Origin of the sequence: Salipiger mangrovisoli (assembly GCF_015223355.1) — a bacterium.
Lineage (GTDB): Bacteria > Pseudomonadota > Alphaproteobacteria > Rhodobacterales > Rhodobacteraceae > Salipiger > Salipiger mangrovisoli.
In genome coordinates, this window is sequence record NZ_JADFFK010000008.1 from 179,354 (window position 1) to 197,411 (window position 18,058).

Consider the following 18,058-nt stretch of genomic DNA (forward strand, 5'->3'; position numbering starts at 1 on the left):
CTGCCGTGCAGTCCTTGCGTCGCAAATCATTCCGCCGAAAGAAAATCCGGTCCCCGGGTCGTCCGCTCAGGTCCCGGACAGCATCCGCGAGACCGACAGCGCATAGCGGTCGGTCATGCCGGAGACGAAATCTGCCAGCCCGTGCAGCGCCGCCTCGGGCGTGGCTATGGCGCGCAGGTCGAGACCGAGGGCGCGGGCGATCTGCGCCGGGTGCCCTGCCAGCGCGGTCTCGTCCCAGCCAGCCGCCGCCAGCGCCTCGAAGACCGGCAAGACCCCGTCCAGAACGTTGCGGATCACCTGCCGGCCGGAGATCTCCAGTTCGGTCTTGCGCCGCGAGGTGAAGATGCGTTCCTGGGCCAGCGTGCCGATCCGTGCGAAGCTTGCCCCGCAGTCCGAGACGTCGACCAGCGCGCCCGAGAAACTCCCGTCCATGATCGCCGGGTAATGCGCCTGGAAGGCGGCGACGCAGGCGTCGATCGCCCGGCCGATAGCAAGCGCGCGCAGCAGCGCGATATGCTCGCTGCGCGTGTAGCCTGCGGTGTCGCGGTTGGGTCGCCCCGCCAGCTCGTTCAACGTGTCGCGAACGACGTCATAAGGCAGATCCCCGGCGGTATAGGCGTCTTCGAGATCAACGATATTGTAGCAGATGTCATCCGCCGCCTCGACCACGAAGACCAGCGGGTGGCGCCGCCACCAGCGACCCGCGGCGCTTTGCTCTTGCGGCAGACCGCAGCCCTGCGCCACCTCGGCGAAGAGCGCTTCCTCGCCCGCAAAGAGACCGAATTTTTTCAGCCCTGCATAGCTTCTGCGCAGCGGCTCGGGCAGCGCGGCGCGGGTCGCGGCGGTGGCGGGATACTTCATGAAAGCCCCGAGCACGGCCTTCGACAGGCGCATGCCACCGGCATTGCGGTACATCTCCAGCCGGGTGACGATCCGGAAACCCTGCGCGTTGCCCTCGAAGGCGGTGAACTCGGGCCGCAACACCGGATCGAGCGCGCCGCAGAGCCCGCGGTCCGCGTCGAACCGCTCGGCGAACCAGCCGCCGATCGAGGCCTCGCCGGAGTGACCGAAGGGCGGATTGCCGATGTCATGCGCGGCACAGGCGGCCTGCACCACGTTGGCAAGGCTATGATCCTCATGCGGGCCGATCTCGCCCTCGTCGATCAGCCAGTCGCCGATGTGCATCGCCAGCGAGCGCCCGACGCTGCCCACTTCGACCGAATGGATCAGCCGGTGATGGATGTGGTCATTCTCGTAGAGCGGGTGCACCTGGGTCTTGTTGGCCAGCCGCCGGAACGGGGCCGAAAAGACGATCCGGTCGTGATCCTGCACGAAGATCGACCGGGTGCGCGCCTCGACATAGCCCGGATCGCGCAGCCGTTCGGCGCAAAGAAGGTCGCTCCACAACATCGCTCGTCTCCCGGTCTGCTGCGCCGCACACCTAGCCGAGCGGGACGGGAGGGGAAAGCCGCCCATGACCATTCTTCTAGGCAAAAATATCCCGGGGGAGTCCGCGCAGCGGACGGGGGCAGAGCCCCCTGATCTCGTCGGGACACCCCAGCGTCCGGATCCAAAAGTTTCCGATGCGCTCCAGGCTGCGCAAGCAATCACCAAAAAGCGACGCAATGGATGCATTTCCCGTCTTGCTCGAATCCGCGGGCTCGCATAGATGCGGCAGTGGGACACCCTTCCCCAACGAAGGGCGACTATCTGTAAGGTTAGAGATAAATGGCTAGACACCAACCGTCCGCGCGGCCGGCAAACCCGCGCTTTTCTTCCGGCCCCTGTGCCAAGATCCCCCATTTCTCGCTGGATATGCTGTCCGATGCCCCGCTCGGTCGTTCGCACCGCGCCAAGGTCGGCAAGGACAAGCTGAAGGCTGCCATCGAGGGCACCCGCGAGATCCTCAACATTCCCGCCGAGTACAAGATCGGCATCGTCCCCGCCTCCGACACCGGTGCGGTTGAAATGGCGATGTGGTCGATGCTCGGCGCCCGCAAGGCCGAGATGCTGGCCTGGGAATCCTTCGGCGCGGGCTGGGTCACCGACGTGGTGAAGCAGCTGAAGATCGACGCCGAGGTGAAGACCGCCGACTACGGACATATCGTCGACCTCGCCACGGTGAACTTCGACAATGACGTCGTCTTCACCTGGAACGGCACCACCTCCGGCGTGCGCGTGCCGAACGGCGACGCGATCCCCGCCGATCGTGCCGGCCTGACCATCTGTGATGCGACCTCGGCCGCCTTCGCGCAGGACCTGCCCTGGGACAAGCTCGACGTCACCACCTTCTCCTGGCAGAAGGTGATGGGCGGCGAAGCGGCGCATGGCATGATCGTCCTGTCGCCCCGCGCCGTCGAGCGGCTCGAGAGCTACACCCCCGCCTGGCCACTGCCGAAGATCTTCCGCATGACCAAGGGCGGCAAGCTGATCGAGGGCATCTTCGTCGGCGAGACGATCAACACCCCGTCGATGCTGGCGGTCGAGGATTACCTCGTCGCCCTCGAGTGGGCGCGCAAGATCGGCGGGCTCAAGGCGCTGCAGGAACGCGCGACGACCAACGCAAAGGTCCTCTGGGACTTCTGCGACCGTCACGACTGGATCGACAACCTCGCCGAGGATGCCGCCACCCGGTCCAACACCTCGGTGTGCCTGAAGTTCACCGACGACCGGATCAAGGACGGCGCGGCCTTCGCCAAGGCAGTTGCCAAGAAGCTCGAGACCTACCACGTCGCCTATGACATCGGCGCCTATCGCGACGCTCCGGCGGGCCTGCGCATCTGGTGCGGTGCCACGGTCGAGACCGCCGACATCGAGGCGCTGACGCTCTGGCTCCAGTGGGCCTTCGAGACCGAGATCGAGGCACAGGCCGAAACGGCCTGATCCCCACGCTTTTGACGAAATTGCGGGACCGCGCGGGCGGTCCCGTCTCTCCTCGCATCCAGATTTCCCCCGAAAGGACCGCTGAAATGGCTCCCAAGGTTCTCATCTCCGACAAGCTTTCCGACGCCGCCGTGCAGATCTTCCGCGATCGCGGCATCGAGGTCGACTTCCGCCCCGAGCTGGGCAAGGACAAGGACGCGCTGGCCGCGGTGATCGGCGACTACGACGGTCTCGCCATCCGCTCGGCGACCAAGGTCACCCCCTCGATCCTCGAGCACGCGACCAACCTCAAGGTCGTCGGCCGTGCCGGCATCGGCACCGACAACGTCGACAAGGAAGCCGCGTCGAAGCATGGCGTGATCGTCATGAACACGCCCTTCGGCAACATGATCACCACCGCCGAGCACGCCATCGCGCTGATGTTCGCCGTTGCCCGCCAGCTGCCCGAGGCCTCGGCTTCGACCCATGCAGGGAAGTGGGAAAAGAACGCCTTCATGGGGGTCGAGCTGACCGGCAAGACGCTTGGCGTGATCGGCGCCGGCAACATCGGCGGCATCGTCTGCGACCGCGCCCGCGGCCTGAAGATGAAGGTCGTGGCCTATGATCCCTTCCTCGGCCATGAAAAGGCCGACAAGATGGGCGTCGAGAAGGTCGAGCTCGACGAGCTGCTGGCCCGCGCCGACTTCATCACGCTGCACGTGCCGCTGACCGACCAGACGCGCAACATCCTTGGCCGCGAGAACCTCGCGAAGACCAAGAAGGGCGTGCGGATCATCAACTGCGCCCGCGGCGGCCTCGTCGACGAGGAAGCGCTGGCGGAGCTGCTGAAGTCGGGCCACGTGGCCGGCGCGGCCTTCGACGTCTTTGCCGTCGAGCCCGCCACCGAGAACCCGCTGTTCAACCTGCCCAACGTGGTCTGCACCCCGCACCTCGGCGCCTCGACCACCGAAGCGCAGGAAAACGTGGCGCTGCAGGTGGCCGAGCAGATGGCCGACTACCTGCTGACCGGTGCCGTCACCAACGCGCTGAACATGCCGTCGGTGACCGCCGAGGAAGCCAAGGTCATGGGCCCGTGGATCAAGCTTGCCGGCCACCTCGGCAACTTCATCGGCCAGATGACCGACGAGGCGATCACCGCGATCAACATCCTCTATGACGGCTCGGTCGCCGAGATGAACCTGCCGGCGCTGAACTGCGCGCTGATCGCGGGCATCATGAAGACCATCTCGCCCGAGGTGAACATGGTCTCGGCCCCGGTGATCGCGAAGGAACGCGGCATCCAGATCTCGACCACCAACCAGGAACAGTCTGGCGCCTTCGACGGCTACATCAAGGTGACCGTGGTGACCGAGAAGCGCGAGCGTTCGGTTGCCGGCACCGTCTTCTCGGACGGCAAGCCGCGCTTCATCCAGATCAAGGGCATCAACATCGAGGCCGAAGTGGGCGAGCACATGCTCTACACCACCAACAAGGACGTGCCGGGCATCATCGGCAAGCTGGGCTCGATGCTGGGCGACCACAACGTCAACCTCGCGAACTTCACGCTGGGCCGGGCTGCGGCCGGTGGCGAGGCGATTGCCATTGCCTACCTCGACGAGGGCATTGGCGAGGACGTTGTCACCGCGCTGCGCGACACGGGCCTTTTCCAGCAGGTCAAGCCGCTGGAATTCGACGTGGCCTGATCCACGCGGTCCGGACAACGGGCCCGACCCGAAGTCTGAACAGGGACAGACGAGAAAGGGGCGCTCCACAGGGCGCCCCTTTTGCGTGCTCAGGCTTCGCGGCGTACGATCCGCGTCTGGAAACAGTTGTTGCGGGCCGAACGCACATCGACAAAGGCGATCTCGGGCCGGTCGAGCAGCGCGGCGGCGTAGCATTCCACCTCGTCGCGCGGCACGACCTTGCCGGTGCCGTAGAGAATACGCTCGTCGGCGGTGTAGCCCTTCAGCAGGTAGTCGGGGCTCGATGTCAGGATCGGCGGCACGCCGGCGCCTCCCCAGGAGGCGCATTCTCCGGCGCAAAGGAAGATGGGGCCGGTTTCGGCATAGGGCTGCGGCGCGCCAAACGGGCGGAAGGCGAGGATCAGCATCTCCGCCCCCTCGGGCACGAAGTCGAGGCAATGGCGGCAGGGGTTGCCGCCGCCCTCGGAACGGACCCGTTCAGGGGCCTGTCCGTAAGCGTCGGGTCCGCCGTTTCTGAGCCGGGCGACGGTCTCGTCCGGCAGCGGAAGGAAGGTGATCTTTGCCATGTGGGGTCTCCGGAATATGAGATCTTCATGATCCGCAGCGACCGGACGGTCTCAATCCGTTTCCTGCTGATAAACGGTGGCGATTGCTGAGCGCCACTTCCCCGCTCCGCCCTTGCCTCTGTCTCGTCCGAGGTCCAAGTAGTCCCTGCGGAAAGGAATTCTCATGATGCCCATTTATGTCATCGGCGACATTCACGGTCAGATCGACCGGCTGAACGAGGCGCTGGACTATATTGCGACCGACGAGCACGCGGGTGCCCCCATCGTCTTTCTCGGCGACTACGTGGATCGCGGCCCCGACTCCCGCGCGGTGATCGAACTGCTGATGCAGGGTCAGGCCGAGGGCAGGCCATGGACCTGCCTGATGGGCAACCACGACCGCTTCCTGCTGCGCTTTCTCGACAATCCGCGCTACATGGATCCGGCGGTCTCGCGGCCGTTGCTCTGGACTGATCCGCCGCTGGGCGGCGCGCATACGCTGGCCTCTTACGGGGTGGACGTGCGCGAAGGGCGGGACCTGCGCGACATTCACGCCGACGCGCTCGAGGCGATCCCGCAGGCGCATCGTGACTGGATCGCGAACCTGCCGCGGTTCCACGCGACGGACGAGCAAATCTTCGTTCACGCCGGCCTGCGGCCGGGGGTGCTGCTGAACTACCAGAAGGAAGACGATCTGGTCTGGATTCGCGCTCCGTTCCTTGACTGGAAGGGCGACTGGGGGCGGCTCGTGGTGCACGGGCACACGGCGCTGGACGTGCCGCAGCTCTATCCCAACCGGCTCAACATGGACGGCGGAGCGGGCTACGGGCGCCCGCTCTATCCGGCGCTCCTACTGGGCCGCGACGCTTTCCTCCTCGGCCCCGGAGGACGTATTCGGCTTTAGCGCGCACCAGGCCTCGTATTGTGACAGGAAGACCTGCCCCGAGAGGTCTTGCAGGAAGTGCGAGCGCTTGAGCCGGTCCATCACCGGGCCTTTCACCTCGGTCAGGTGCAGGGTGATGCCCTGCTCCGACAGGCGGCGGTTGATCTCCTCCAGCGTCTCCAGCGCGCTCATGTCGACCTCGTTCACCGCCGGGAACATCAGCACCACGTGGCGCAGGTTCCGGCATTCTGCGACGCGCGCCAGCACGTATTCCTCGAGGAAGCGCGCGTTGACGAAGTAGAGGCTTTCGTCCACCCGCAGGGTCAGCACGCCGGGCAGGGTCTCGACGTCGTGGCGCAGCACGTTGCGGAAGTGGTGCGTGCCCGGCATCAGTCCGACCTCTGCCACATGCGGCTTCGAGGTCTTGTAGAGGTGCAGCAGGATCGACAGCAGCACACCCGCCGAGACCCCGACCTCGACCCCGACCAGCAGGGTCAGCACGATGGTTGCCGAGACGGCGGTGAAGTCGACCTTGGAATAGGTCCAGGTCTTCTTGAGGATCGAGAAATCCACGAGGCTGAGCACGGCGACGATGATCGTGGCGGCCAGAGTGGCCTTCGGCAGGAAGAACAGCAGCGGGGTCAGCAGGAGCGTCGCGAGGCCGATGCCCACGGCGGTATAGGCACCCGCGGCCGGCGTTTCGGCACCGGCGTCGAAGTTCACCACCGAGCGGGAGAATCCGCCGGTGACCGGGAAGCCGCCAGAGAGCGCCGAGCCGATGTTCGACGCGCCTAGGCCGATCAGCTCCTGGTCCGGATCGATGCGCTGGCGGCGCTTGGCGGCGAGGGTCTGGGCGACCGAGACCGATTCCACGAAGCCGATGATCGAGATCAGGATCGCCGGCATCAGCAGCGTTTTCCACATCGTCAGGTCGAAGGAGGGAGCCGAGAGCGGCGGCAGGCCCATGGGCACCTCACCCACGACCTTCACGCCCATCTCGTTGAGCCCTAGTCCCCAGGTCAGCAACGTGGTCACGGCGACCGCAGCGACCGGACCGGCCTTGGCGAGGATGTCGGCCATGCGCGGGCCGAATCCCATCCTGCGCAAGAGCGGCTTCAGCCCCTTGCGCACCCAGAACAGGAAGGCGGTGGCGGCACCGCCGATGCCGAGCGTGATGAGGTTGGTCTCGGGCAGGTGGGCGATCAGCGCACCGACAAGATCTACCAGCGTGTGACCCTCGGCGCTGATGCCGAAGATATGCTTGAGCTGAGAGGCGGCGATCAGCACGCCCGAGGCGGTGATGAAGCCCGCGATCACCGGGTGGCTGAGGAAGTTGGCCAGAAAGCCGAGGCGCAGCACGCCGATGGCAACGAGGAAGACGCCGGAGATGAAGGCCAGCGTGACCGCGGCCAGAGCGATCTGCGCCGGGTCGCTGAGGCCAAGCTGGCCGATTGCCGCCGCGGTCATGAGCGAGACCACGGCCACCGGCCCGACGGCGAGCGCACGGCTGGTGCCGAAGATCGCATAGGCCACCAACGGCAGGATCGAGGCGTATAGGCCCATCTCGGCGGGCAGGCCGGCCAGCAGGGCATAGGCCAGCGACTGCGGGATCAGCATGATCGTCACGATCACCGCGGCGACGAGGTCCGAGGTGGCGGTGTTCCGGTCGTAGCTGCGGGCCCAGTCGAGGATCGGCAGGTAGCGGGTCAGGCGGCGGGAAAGCTGCATGGGGTGTGGTCCTGAATGACGCTTCCCCCGGAAGGGGCCGGGGTTTGGACTTATATATTCAATTAGTAGAATTTGTGAAGGGGGGAACCCGTGTTCCTCAGTGTTTCTTTCTGCCGGAATTTTGTCCGCCAGATTTCCAAATTTGAAGAAAATTCTTTTTACGCGCGCGTCACCGGCTCCGGTTTGGCCATCCATTCTTTTCCGCGCAGCATGGCCTTCCAATAGATCGGCGGCAGGATCCGCTCCTTCAGCAGCCAGGCGGCGCGACTTGGCTTGGTGCCATCGATCAGCCAGCTGGGAAAACTTGGCAGCAATCTCCCACCGTAACCGAACTCGGCGAGCACGATCTTGCCCCGCTCCACCGTCAGCGGGCAGGAGCCGTAACCGTTGTAGCGCGCCACGGGGGCCTTCCCGTCGATGTCCGCGGCGACGTTCTCGGCCACCACCGGTGCCTGCATCCGCGCCGCCGCGGCGGTCTTGGCATTCGGCGCGTTCATCACGTCGCCGAGGCTCCAGATATTGGCGTAGCTCTTGTGGCGCAGGGTGCCCTGATCGACGTCGACCCAACCCGCTGGGTCGGCCAGGGGCGAGACTTTGATGAAGTCGGGGGCCGTCTGCGGCGGACAGACGTGCATCATGTCGAAGTCCACCGTCACCTCTGTCGGCTCGGTGTCGGGTTTGGACACCTTGAAGGTCGCCCTGTGTGCCGGGCCATCCACCGCCACGAGGTTGTGGAAGAAGTTCAGCTTGGCGCGGTACTTCTCGATGTACGTCTCGAGCGCGGGCACATAGTCCTTCACGCCGAAGAGGACGCCGCCGGCGTTCATGAACTCGATTTCAATGCGCGGCAGCACTCCGGTGCGGAGCCAGTGGTCCCCCGAGAGATAGAGCGCCTTCTGCGGCGCGCCGGCGCATTTGATCGGCATCGGCGGCTGGGTGAAGAGCGCGCGGCCGCCCTTCAGCCCCTTCACCACCTCCCAGGTATAGGGGGCGAGATCGTAGCGGTAGTTCGAGGTCACGCCGTTCTTGCCCAGCGTCTCGACAAGGCCTTCGACCGCGTGCCAGTCGAGCTTCAGACCGGGGCAGACGATCAGCCGATCGTATTTCACCACCCGGCAGCCATCGAGCACCACCGCATTGTCTTCGGGTTCGAAGGCAGCGACGGCGGCCTTGATCCAGTGCACGCCGCGCGGGATCAGGCTGCCCATGGTGCGGGCGGTGGTCTGCGGCTCGAAGACGCCGCTGCCGACCATGGTCCAGCCGGGCTGGTAGTAGTGGATGTCGGCGGGATCGAGCAGGGCGATGTTCAGGTCGGGCTTGCGCGCCTTGAGGCTGGCCGAGACGGCAATGCCCGCGGCGCCGCCGCCCACGACCACCACGTCGAAGCGCGCGTCGCCCGTGTCGGTCGGGGTCTTGCCGCCGTTGACGATGCGCCGGATCACCCCCGCCATGTCGTAGCCCGCCTGCCGGGTGGCGGCGAGGATCTGCGGCGGCTGCAGGCTGCCGGCCTGGCTGAGGGACCAAAGCGTGGCAGAACGCGTGCCGCTGCGGCAGTAGGCCAGCACCGGGCCGGGCAGCTCGCGCAGCGCCTTGCCGAAGGTCGCGGCATCGGCGTCCTGTACCTTGCCCGTAACGACGGGAATGTAGCGCGCCTCGAGCCCGGCGTCTTTCGCCGCGGCCTCGATCTCTTCGAAGTTCGGCTGATCCGCGCCCTCGCCGTCGGGACGGTTGCAGATGATGGCGCGGTAGCCTGCCATGGCAACAAGCCCCACGTCGGCAGCGGTGATCTGCGGCGAGGCTGCGAAATCGTCGGTGATCTTGCGAATGTCCACGAGAAGTCCTCCCAACTCGATTCGCGAAGATCATACACATTCCAAACTAGGAATGCATTTGGTTCGGCGGAACGGTCCCGACCACATTGTCGCAGGGGCCTTGCGCATCGGGCTGTCCGCAACGAAAAACGCCGCCCCGAGGGACGGCGTTTTCCGAAATCCGGAAGGGATGGGATCAGAAGCCCAGGCCTTCGTATTTCTTCTTGAACTTCGACACGCGGCCGCCGGCGTCCAGCAGGCGCGACGAGCCACCAGTCCAGGCCGGGTGCACCGTGGGGTCGATGTCGAGCGACATCTGGTCGCCTTCTTTGCCCCAGGTGGAACGGGTCTGGTAGATGGTGCCGTCGGTCATCTTGACGTCGATGACGTGATAGTCGGGGTGGATGCCCTTTTTCATGACGTCTCTCCTTATGCGTCGGCGCCGGCGAGCGGCTTGTAGTTGGTCTGCTCCACGATGCGGGCAGATTTGCCGCGGCGCGAACGCAGGTAGTAGAGCTTGGCGCGGCGGACTTTACCGCGGCGCACCACCTCGATCGAATCGATGTTGGTGGCATAGAGCGGGAAGACGCGCTCGACGCCTTCACCGAAGGAAATCTTGCGGACGGTGAACGAGCCGGCGATGCCCTTGCCGTTCTTACGGCTGATGCAGACGCCTTCGTAGTTCTGCACGCGGGTGCGCGTGCCTTCGGTCACCTTGTAGCCGACGCGCACGGTGTCGCCGGGCTTGAAATCGGGGATGGTTTTCCCCAGGGCGGCAATTTGTTCCGCCTCGAGCTGTGCGATCAGATCCATCTGACGCTCTCCTATCTGCTCACGGTTTGTCCCGTGAAGGTGTCGCGTTCCCAGAGCTCCGCGTCTTCGTTCGGGTCCGCCGCAGCGCCCGCCGGAGATGACAACATCATTATCTTCTTGTCAGCCTGAGGCTGCGTCCGGTCCGCTCGGACCGCGCCGAAGAAACGCGGGAGGCGGGAACGAACGAATCCACGAGCACCCTGAGGGGCGTCGCGGATTGGCGCGATATAGGCGGGGAAGCTGTCTGGATCAAGCGCAAACTGCGGGTATCGACCGCGCGCGGCGCCCTCAAGAGCGAGGGGCGCTGCCCCTCGCGCTCCCCGGGATACTTCTTCCTAGAAGAAGGGCAGGGCGGTCAGGATTTATCCTGGGCGACGCGCGCTTCATGCGCCTGCCAGAGGTCGGGACGGCGGGCGCGGGTGATCTCTTCGGATTGCGCGCGGCGCCAGGCGTCGATTGCGGCGTGGTTGCCCGAGAGCAGCACGTCGGGAACCCGGTGGCCCTGCCACTCGGCGGGGCGGGTGTATTGCGGATGCTCGAGCAGCCCGTGGGAGAAGCTCTCGTCCTCGGTGGAGGAGGCATTGCCGAGCACGCCGGGGATCAGCCGGATGGTCGCATCGAGCAGCATCTGCGCGGCGATTTCGCCGCCGGTGAGCACGAAGTCGCCCAGCGAGACCTCGATGATCCGGTAGTGGTCGATGACCCGCTGGTCGAGCCCCTCGAAGCGGCCGCAGATCAGCGTGACACCAGGCTCCTGCGCCAGGCGCTGCGCCATCTGCTGGTCGAAGCGGCGGCCGCGCGGGCTGAGGTAGATGAGCGGCGCGCGGGATGGCATGCGGGCGCGGGCGTGCTCGATGGCGCGACTCATCACGTCCGGGCGCAACACCATGCCGGCGCCGCCGCCGGCGGGCGTATCGTCGACGTTGCGGTGCTTGCCCTCGCCGAACTCGCGCAGCGACACGGTGCTGAGCTGCCAGAGACCGTCCTGCAGGGCACGGCCGGTCAGCGAGTGGCCCAGCACACCGGGAAAGGCGTCCGGCAGCAGGGTGATCACCTGGGCCTGGAAGGCGCGGGCCAATTCCGGCGAGCTGGTCATGAGCTCGCGCGGGGTGAGGCTGGGGCGGATGGTCTTGCGGCCCGAGGCGCGCTGCGGTGTGTCGGTCATGTCGGCTGTCCTTGTCGCGCCCCGTCTAGCGGTGCAGCGCGCCCGGCTCAAGTCATCCTGTGGCAAGATCGCGACCGCCAGAAGCGGCGGGTCAGGCGCTTTGGGCGATGGGGCGCTCGGGAAGGATGGCGTAGGCCGCTGCGATCTGCGTTACCCGTTCGTGCAGGTCGAGCACCATGTCCGGCTGTCGGAAACAGCGGGCGAGCCCGCCGGCGCGCTCCGGCGTGGCGCGCAGCAGCAGGGCGAGCAGCCAGAATTCCGTCACTGCGCAGGGGGAGAGCCCGTCGGCGGTCTGCGCCCGCTGCGAGGCCAGGCCGCGTTCGAGGATCCGGCGGATGGCGTGCTCGGGGCTTTCCGGGGCGGGGCCGCGCGGCGCGGGGCTGCTCAGCAGCCGGGTGAGCTCTGCCCGCATCTGGCGCTGCGGGGGAAAGGGCAGCGGCGGCTCGCGCAGGGTGCGTCGGCACAGCAGCAGGGGGCGCGCGGCGCGGCGGCGGTGCAGCGACGAGCGCGTGGCCAGCACGGCCAGAATCGCGAGGATCCAGATGGCGGCGAGCAGGTGCAGCGACTCGGGAGTCAGAAGCGCGGCGCAGATGGCCAGTACGACGGCGGCAAGGATGGAGAGCAGCACACCGGGCGCATGGCGGTGCCGGAGGCGGAAACCGAAAACTGAAAACACCGAACACACCCTCGGGCCAAACACTTGATTAACCGTAACACAGATGCGCCGAATTTAGGACAAAATCAGAAAGGGACCAGCTTCCGCCGGCTCCAGCAGAACAATATTGAAAATCTTGGCGTCTCGTTTCCGGCAAGCGTCCGGTCTCAGCCTGCGGTTGTGACCCGAGGGGAGGGGGCGGGCACGCTCAGTCCAGCAGACCCTCGGGCGGATCGGCGATGATCCGGCCGGATCCGAGGTCCACCGTGGGCACGACGGCGCGGGTGAAGGGCAGCAACACGGTCGATGCGGCACCGGGCACGATCAACTCCAGAAGGTCGGATGCGCCGTGGTTGAGCACCGCCTTCACCTTGCCGATCTCGACACCGCCGGTGTCGAGCACGGTGAGCCCGATGAGGTCGGTGTAATAGTATTCATCGTCGGGCAGGTCGGGCAGACGGTCGCGCGGGGCAAAGAGCTGGAGACCCTTCAGCGCGTCGGCCTCCTCCTTGGTGCGTACGCCGGAAAGCCGCGCGGCAAAGCCCCCCTTCAGCGGGCGGGTGATCTGCAGATCGAAGCTGCGGCTGCCGTCCTCGGAGGTGAGCGGGGCATAGTCGGCGATCGCTTCGGGGTCGGCGGTGTAGCTTTTCAGCCGGACTTCGCCGTGAACGCCAAAGGCGCCGCCCAAAACGCCGACACAGATCATCTCGTCCACTTCGATGCGCCTCCCGTCATTGCGCTTGTCCAGCCCCTTGCGCGCAACGCAGGAGCCGGTGACGGCGGGGATAGCGCGAGCCGGAGGTCCTTGGCAATCGCGGAGAGGCTCAGAAACGCAGGTTGAAGACCCGTGTGACCCCGATGCGGAAGCGCCATTGGTCGTTGTCGCCGGTGTCGACGATCGGGCTGTCGGCGGCGTCCCCCTGAAGGTTGTCCCAGTTCAGCGCGCTTTCGACCCCCCAGACATCGTTGATCTTGTACCGCGCACCAAGCTGGATGCCGGCGCTGATCAGGCCGCCATCGGGATCATAGGCGGGAAGACTGGCGGTTGCCTCGTCGGGATCGACGCCGGAATAGGTGTCGATGAACTCGTCATTGGCCCAGATGAACCGCGGCCCCACGGTCAGTCGCCAGCGGTCGTCGGGGCGTGCGACATAGTCGACGCCGATCGAGCCGACGTATCCCTCGTGCCCGCCGAAGCCCCGCCGGATATCGGCGAAGGCCTCGTAGTTCGGACCGGCGAAGCCGATGCCGAACCCCAGTTCATAGCTCGGGTCGATGTCGTGAAGGCTCTCGAGATCCGGGTCCTTGCTGGCGTCACGCTCGCCGAGGTAGCGGAAGGAGCCGTGGAAATCCCAGCCGTAGTCCTCGGCCCAAGGGTCTGTCTCGCCCAGTTCGGGCAGGCCGCGCAGGCGTAGATGCCGGAAGCGGAAACCGATGTCGGGACCGACGTCATATTCATCCGAACCGAAGAATTTCGGCTGGGTGGCGACGCCGGCACGCAGCGTGAAAGTGAAGCTGTTGCCCGGCGATTGGGTCGAGGTGACCGGCTGGGCCACGGCGGTGCCATCGCCGATGGTTTCGGGCGTCACGAAGTCCTGCGCCAGCGCGGGACCGGCGAGCAGCGCGGCGGCAAGCGTAAGGGGCATCAATTGGCGGAGCAGCGGCATGGCAGAAATCCCGGTGTTCGCAAGGCAGTGCTGGCGGGATGGTAGGGCGCGGATGCAAGTTATCCAAGCGTCAACCAAAAAGGGTGCGCAGGATTTCTCCTGCGCACCCCTTATTGTGGCATTGATGCCGCGGAGAATTACTCTGCGGAGTCCTCTGCCGGTGCTGCTGCGGCCTCTGCGGCAGCGGCGGCTTTTGCGGCCTTGGCTTCGGCGCGCTCGGTGGCTGCCTTGCCCGGAACGGCTTTCTTGGGGTTGCTGCGCTCTTTCTTCGCGACAACGCCTGCGGCTTCCAGGAAGCGTGCAACGCGGTCGGTCGGCTGGGCGCCCTGGCCCATCCAGTACTGGACGCGCTCGACGTCCATGATCACGCGGCGCTCGTCGTCCTTGGCGAGCAGCGGGTTGTAGGTGCCGAGCTTCTCGATGAAGCGGCCGTCACGCGGCATGCGCGAGTCGGATGCGACGATTGCGTAGTGGGGGCGCTTCTTGCTGCCGCCGCGGGCGAGACGGATTTTCATGGCCATTGGGGTATCTCCTTAAGAATGGCGTTGGGTGACGGGCGAGGCCCTGTCAGGATTGGTGTTTTTCGTGGTGCTTGATGACTTCCTGAATGATGAAATTCAGGAATTTCTCGGCGAAGGCCGGATCGAGATCCGCTTTCTCCGCCAGATCCTTGAGCCGCGCGATCTGCTGCTCTTCGCGCGCGGGGTCGGAGGGGGGCAGATCGTGGGTGGCTTTCAGCACCCCCACGGACTGCGTGTGCTTGAACCGCTCGGCGAGCGTGAACACGAGGATCGCGTCCAGCCGGTCGATGCTTTCGCGGTGCTCTTTCAGAAGGTCTGCGGCGCGGGCGGCGGGATCACTCATGCTCGGCTCCTTTGAACGGAAAAGAGGGGGGCACACTCCATGCGCCGCCGCTGCACCACAGGTGCAGCGAGGACGGCAGGAACCGCGCGCCGGGACTCGGGGGAGAACGCCTCGGTCAACGGCTCATCCCTTCTGTTGAAGAGAGGACCGGTGAATTTCGCGGTCTCCATGTCGATGCCATGCGCCAGCCTGCGGCGCGCGCAGCACCCACCGGCCGGGCGGTTTCCGGCTCGGCGATGTCCTGCAGCATGGACGTCGCGGAAGGGGGTTTGCATCGCGAGGCTCATCCGGCGATCTCCGGGTGGCGGTAGATATGGGCCATGTGGCCCAGCACCACTTGCTCGCGCTCGAAGGTCGCACCGAGCCGCAGCGCCAGCGTCCTCGAGCGGTTGTTCTCGGGATCGACAAGGCTGATCAGCCGGCTCAAGCCGAAGTGCTGCGCCGCGGCAGCACGGGCGGCGCTGGCCGCCTCGAACGCGTAGCCGCGCCCCTCGAACTTCGAGAAAATCGAGTAGGCAAGCTCGGGCTCGGGCCATTCGATGTGGTTGAGCGGCCCGGTGAAGCCGGCCATCTCGCCGCTCTCGCGGTCGGTGACGTGCCAGATGCCGTAGCCGCGGATCTGCCAGTGGCCCGCCGAACGCAGAAGCGTGCGCCAGACCTGCCCGCGGTCCGCTGGACCGCCGACGAAATGCGAGCGCGGCTCGGCGTAGAAGGCGCACATGGACTCGAGATCGTCCATCTGCGGCGCGCGCAGGATCAGGCGTTCGGTCTCGATGACGGGGATCTCGATGCTCATGCCAGCACCTCCTCGGCGGGAGGGTGGCGATAGAGCATGTCCTCGCCCATGTGATAGTTGGTGTAGGTGCGTTCGTAGACCGCGCCCAGCCGTTCCGCCAGCGCCACCGAGCGGGCATTGCCCGGCACGATGTTCGAGGTCAGCGTTCTGAGGCCGAGGTCCTCGTAGGCGTAGCGGCGCACGCGCAGCGCGGCCTCGGTCGCGACGCCGCGGCCCTCGTAGCCCTCGAAGACCACCCAGCCGATCTCGGGCTCGGGCCAGCCCTCGGGGTTCCAGATGCCGCAGATGCCAGCGGGCTTGCCGGTCGCCTTGTCCTCGATGGTGAAATAGCCGTAGCCGCGCAGGTGCCAGTGGCCGACGTTGAGCGCGAACCAGCGCCAGGCGTCGCCGCGGTGGTCGTAGCCGCCGAACCCGTCCGAGCGGTCGCGGTCGAGCAGGAAGCCGATCATGGCCTCCGCATCCGCGGCTTCCGGGCCACGCAGGATCAGGCGTTCGGTTTCGAGGCGGGGGGCGACGACGAGGCTCATGCGTAGGCCTCCACGCTGCCGTCGGCATCGTCTTCGGGAGCGCCGTAGCGCGCGAAGGGGTCGGCCGCGGTGCCCGTGGCGGGGGCGGGGTCTGCGTATTTGGAGAACAATGAAGCGCGCACGCCTTCCGCGCCGGCCGCCAGTGGGGCGGTCGGGTTCGTCACCTCCTGCGAGGCAAGGGGAAGGGGGCGTTTGTCGTTCATTTCTTCTTGCCGAACCCGCCGAGGCCCGGAGGCAGCGCACCGCCGCCCATGCCGGGCATGCCGCCGAGTCCGCCAAGGCCACCGGGCAGCTTGCCGCCCATCGCCTTCGCCGCGGCCTCGATCTGCTTGGGATCCATCTGCGACGGGTCCATGCCCTCGGGCATGCCACCCTTGCCGAACATGCCCTTCATGGCCTGTTTCAGCATGCCGCCTTTGCCCATCTTGCCCATCTTCTTCATCATGTCGGACATCTGGCGCTGCATCTTCAGCAGCTTGTTGAGATCCGCCACCTCCATGCCGGCGCCGGCCGCGATGCGTTTCTTGCGCGAGGCCTGCAGGAGCTGCGGATTGGCGCGCTCCTTCTTGGTCATGGAGTTGATGAGCGCGACCTGCTGGCGCAGGATCTTGTCGTCCAGCCCGGCCTCGTCCATCTGCTTGGCCATCTTGGCGGCGCCCGGCATCATCTGCATCATGCCCTGCAGGCCGCCCATCTTCATCATCTGCTCGAGCTGCATCTTCAGGTCGTTCATGTTGAACTGACCCTTCTGGAAGCGCTTCATCATGCGCTCGGCCTGTTCGGCCTCGAGCGTCTGCTGCGCCTTCTCGACGAGCGCGACGATGTCGCCCATGCCGAGGATGCGGCCGGCGACCCGCTCGGGCTCGAAGGTCTCGAGCGCGTCCATCTTCTCGCCGAGGCCGACGAACTTGATCGGCTTGCCGGTGATCGCGCGCATCGACAGCGCGGCGCCGCCGCGGCCGTCGCCGTCCATCCGGGTCAGCACCACGCCCGAGACGCCGATCTTGTCGTCGAACTCGGTGGCGACGTTGACGGCGTCCTGGCCGGTGAGGCCGTCGACGACCAGAAGCGTCTCGCGCGGGTTCACCACGTCGCGCACGTCGGCGGCCTGCTGGATCAGCTCGGCGTCGATGTGCAGGCGGCCCGCGGTGTCGAGCATGTAGACGTCGTAGCCGCCGAGGCTGGCCTGGGTCTTGGCGCGCTTGGCGATCGCAACCGGGTCCTCGCCCTTGACGATCGGCAGCGTGTCGACGCCGATCTGCTGGCCGAGGATCTGCAACTGCTCCATGGCTGCCGGGCGGTTCACGTCGAGCGAGGCCATCAGCACCTTCTTGCGGTCGCGCTCTTTCAGGCGCTTGGCGAGCTTGGCGGTGGTGGTGGTCTTGCCCGAGCCCTGCAGGCCGACCATGAGAATCGGCGCCGGGGCGTTGTCGATGCGCAGTGCGCCGGGCTCGCCTTCGCCGGCGAGGGTCGCGATCAGCTCGTCGTGGACGATCTTCACCACCTGCTGGCCGGGGGTCACCGACTTGGTGACCGACGCGCCGGTGGCCTTCTTCTCGACCGCCTTGATGAACTGGCGGGCGACCGGCAGCGAGACGTCGGCCTCGAGCAGGGCGACGCGCACTTCGCGCATGGCGGTGCGGACGTCATCCTCGGAAAGGGCGCCCTGCTTGGTGAGGCGGTCGAAGACGCCGCCGAGGCGTTCGGAAAGAGATTCGAACATGGGCCGTCGGGCTCCTTCTTCTCTGGTCCGTATCTGGTGTGCAGACCCGAAGATGGGGGCCGTGCGGCGTGGAATCAAACGTGACGCCGGGAGCGGAACCTGCCGGACCCGTGGTTCCAATGCGAAAACGCCTCCGTGGGCGCAACGCGCTGACGGAGGGCGATCCCGGGTCTGGACCCAAGGGACCGGAAGCGATGGGACTCCCGGTGGATTGCGCGCGATGTACGCCTGCGGGCGCGCGGAGTCAAGTTGGGCCGGTCGGCAGCCCGGTCTCCGCGCGATTTGCCGCCCTGCAACTGCTCGCGTGCAGGCAAGA

19 protein-coding genes are annotated in these 18,058 nt (G+C 66.4%); 3 read left to right on the plus strand and 16 right to left on the minus strand.

All coding sequences use genetic code 11. The features are described from left to right. Nucleotides 1–66 precede the first annotated feature (66 nt). On the minus strand, nucleotides 67–1,410 hold the full coding sequence (gene dgt / locus IQ782_RS12625; RefSeq protein ID WP_194135000.1) for a dGTP triphosphohydrolase: 1,344 nt from the start codon (nucleotides 1,408–1,410) through the stop codon (nucleotides 67–69). Between the two features lie 318 nt (nucleotides 1,411–1,728). On the opposite strand from dgt, the gene IQ782_RS12630 reads away from it, so the two are divergent. Next, the gene (locus IQ782_RS12630) at nucleotides 1,729–2,883 is read left to right on the plus strand and encodes a phosphoserine transaminase (protein WP_194135001.1); all 1,155 of its coding nucleotides are present in this window, start codon (nucleotides 1,729–1,731) and stop codon (nucleotides 2,881–2,883) included. A gap of 86 nt (nucleotides 2,884–2,969) precedes the next feature. Next, entirely contained in the window at nucleotides 2,970–4,565 is a 1,596-nt protein-coding gene (serA, locus tag IQ782_RS12635) for a phosphoglycerate dehydrogenase (RefSeq protein WP_194135002.1), read from the plus strand. An 89-nt stretch (nucleotides 4,566–4,654) separates the two neighbouring features. On the opposite strand, the gene IQ782_RS12640 is transcribed toward serA, so the two are convergent. Then, a complete protein-coding gene (locus IQ782_RS12640) occupies nucleotides 4,655–5,131 on the minus strand; it encodes a DUF1203 domain-containing protein (RefSeq protein ID WP_194135003.1) in 477 nt (158 codons plus the stop codon). A gap of 163 nt (nucleotides 5,132–5,294) precedes the next feature. Between IQ782_RS12640 and IQ782_RS12645 the strand changes: the two genes are divergently transcribed. After that, on the plus strand, nucleotides 5,295–6,014 hold the full coding sequence (locus tag IQ782_RS12645) for a metallophosphoesterase (protein WP_194135004.1): 720 nt from the start codon (nucleotides 5,295–5,297) through the stop codon (nucleotides 6,012–6,014). On the opposite strand, the gene IQ782_RS12650 is transcribed toward IQ782_RS12645, so the two are convergent. From IQ782_RS12650 to ffh, 14 genes are all read right to left on the minus strand, one after another. Further along, nucleotides 5,961–7,721: a SulP family inorganic anion transporter gene (locus IQ782_RS12650; protein WP_194135005.1), complete on the minus strand. Its 1,761-nt coding sequence runs from the start codon at nucleotides 7,719–7,721 to the stop codon at nucleotides 5,961–5,963. The two genes, IQ782_RS12645 and IQ782_RS12650, sit on opposite strands and share 54 nt — an antisense overlap. A gap of 158 nt (nucleotides 7,722–7,879) precedes the next feature. After that, nucleotides 7,880–9,553 (minus strand): TIGR01244 family sulfur transferase, encoded by a 1,674-nt coding sequence (locus IQ782_RS12655; RefSeq protein ID WP_194135006.1) that lies wholly within the window; start codon nucleotides 9,551–9,553, stop codon nucleotides 7,880–7,882. Between the two features lie 175 nt (nucleotides 9,554–9,728). Beyond that, nucleotides 9,729–9,950, minus strand: coding sequence for a 50S ribosomal protein L31 (gene rpmE / locus IQ782_RS12660; RefSeq protein ID WP_095883017.1), 222 nt, complete (start codon nucleotides 9,948–9,950; stop codon nucleotides 9,729–9,731). Nucleotides 9,951–9,961: 11 nt separating this feature from the next. Then, entirely contained in the window at nucleotides 9,962–10,345 is a 384-nt protein-coding gene (rplS, locus tag IQ782_RS12665) for a 50S ribosomal protein L19 (RefSeq protein WP_194135007.1), read from the minus strand. 355 nt (nucleotides 10,346–10,700) lie between these two features. Then, nucleotides 10,701–11,510, minus strand: coding sequence for a tRNA (guanosine(37)-N1)-methyltransferase TrmD (gene trmD, locus IQ782_RS12670; protein ID WP_194135008.1), 810 nt, complete (start codon nucleotides 11,508–11,510; stop codon nucleotides 10,701–10,703). 91 nt (nucleotides 11,511–11,601) lie between these two features. Then, on the minus strand, nucleotides 11,602–12,186 hold the full coding sequence (locus tag IQ782_RS12675; protein ID WP_194135009.1) for a hypothetical protein: 585 nt from the start codon (nucleotides 12,184–12,186) through the stop codon (nucleotides 11,602–11,604). Nucleotides 12,187–12,373: 187 nt separating this feature from the next. Next, nucleotides 12,374–12,880 (minus strand): ribosome maturation factor RimM, encoded by a 507-nt coding sequence (gene rimM / locus IQ782_RS12680; RefSeq protein WP_194135010.1) that lies wholly within the window; start codon nucleotides 12,878–12,880, stop codon nucleotides 12,374–12,376. Between the two features lie 109 nt (nucleotides 12,881–12,989). Continuing rightward, nucleotides 12,990–13,832, minus strand: coding sequence for a MipA/OmpV family protein (locus tag IQ782_RS12685; protein WP_194135011.1), 843 nt, complete (start codon nucleotides 13,830–13,832; stop codon nucleotides 12,990–12,992). Nucleotides 13,833–13,969: 137 nt separating this feature from the next. Continuing rightward, nucleotides 13,970–14,353 (minus strand): 30S ribosomal protein S16, encoded by a 384-nt coding sequence (gene rpsP / locus IQ782_RS12690; RefSeq protein ID WP_194135012.1) that lies wholly within the window; start codon nucleotides 14,351–14,353, stop codon nucleotides 13,970–13,972. Nucleotides 14,354–14,399: 46 nt separating this feature from the next. Continuing rightward, nucleotides 14,400–14,696, minus strand: coding sequence for a chorismate mutase (locus tag IQ782_RS12695; RefSeq protein WP_194135013.1), 297 nt, complete (start codon nucleotides 14,694–14,696; stop codon nucleotides 14,400–14,402). A 283-nt stretch (nucleotides 14,697–14,979) separates the two neighbouring features. Beyond that, nucleotides 14,980–15,492: a GNAT family N-acetyltransferase gene (locus IQ782_RS12700; protein WP_194135014.1), complete on the minus strand. Its 513-nt coding sequence runs from the start codon at nucleotides 15,490–15,492 to the stop codon at nucleotides 14,980–14,982. Next, the gene (locus IQ782_RS12705) at nucleotides 15,489–16,019 is read right to left on the minus strand and encodes a GNAT family N-acetyltransferase (RefSeq protein ID WP_194135015.1); all 531 of its coding nucleotides are present in this window, start codon (nucleotides 16,017–16,019) and stop codon (nucleotides 15,489–15,491) included. The genes IQ782_RS12700 and IQ782_RS12705 overlap by 4 nt, the downstream gene beginning before the upstream one ends. Continuing rightward, complete coding sequence (locus tag IQ782_RS12710; protein ID WP_194135016.1) at nucleotides 16,016–16,222, minus strand: hypothetical protein; 207 nt, start codon at nucleotides 16,220–16,222, stop codon at nucleotides 16,016–16,018. Before IQ782_RS12710 ends, IQ782_RS12705 begins: the two co-directional genes overlap by 4 nt. Continuing rightward, nucleotides 16,219–17,742 (minus strand): signal recognition particle protein, encoded by a 1,524-nt coding sequence (ffh, locus tag IQ782_RS12715; protein WP_194135017.1) that lies wholly within the window; start codon nucleotides 17,740–17,742, stop codon nucleotides 16,219–16,221. The genes IQ782_RS12710 and ffh overlap by 4 nt, the downstream gene beginning before the upstream one ends. Between the last annotated feature and the right edge of the window lie 316 nt (nucleotides 17,743–18,058).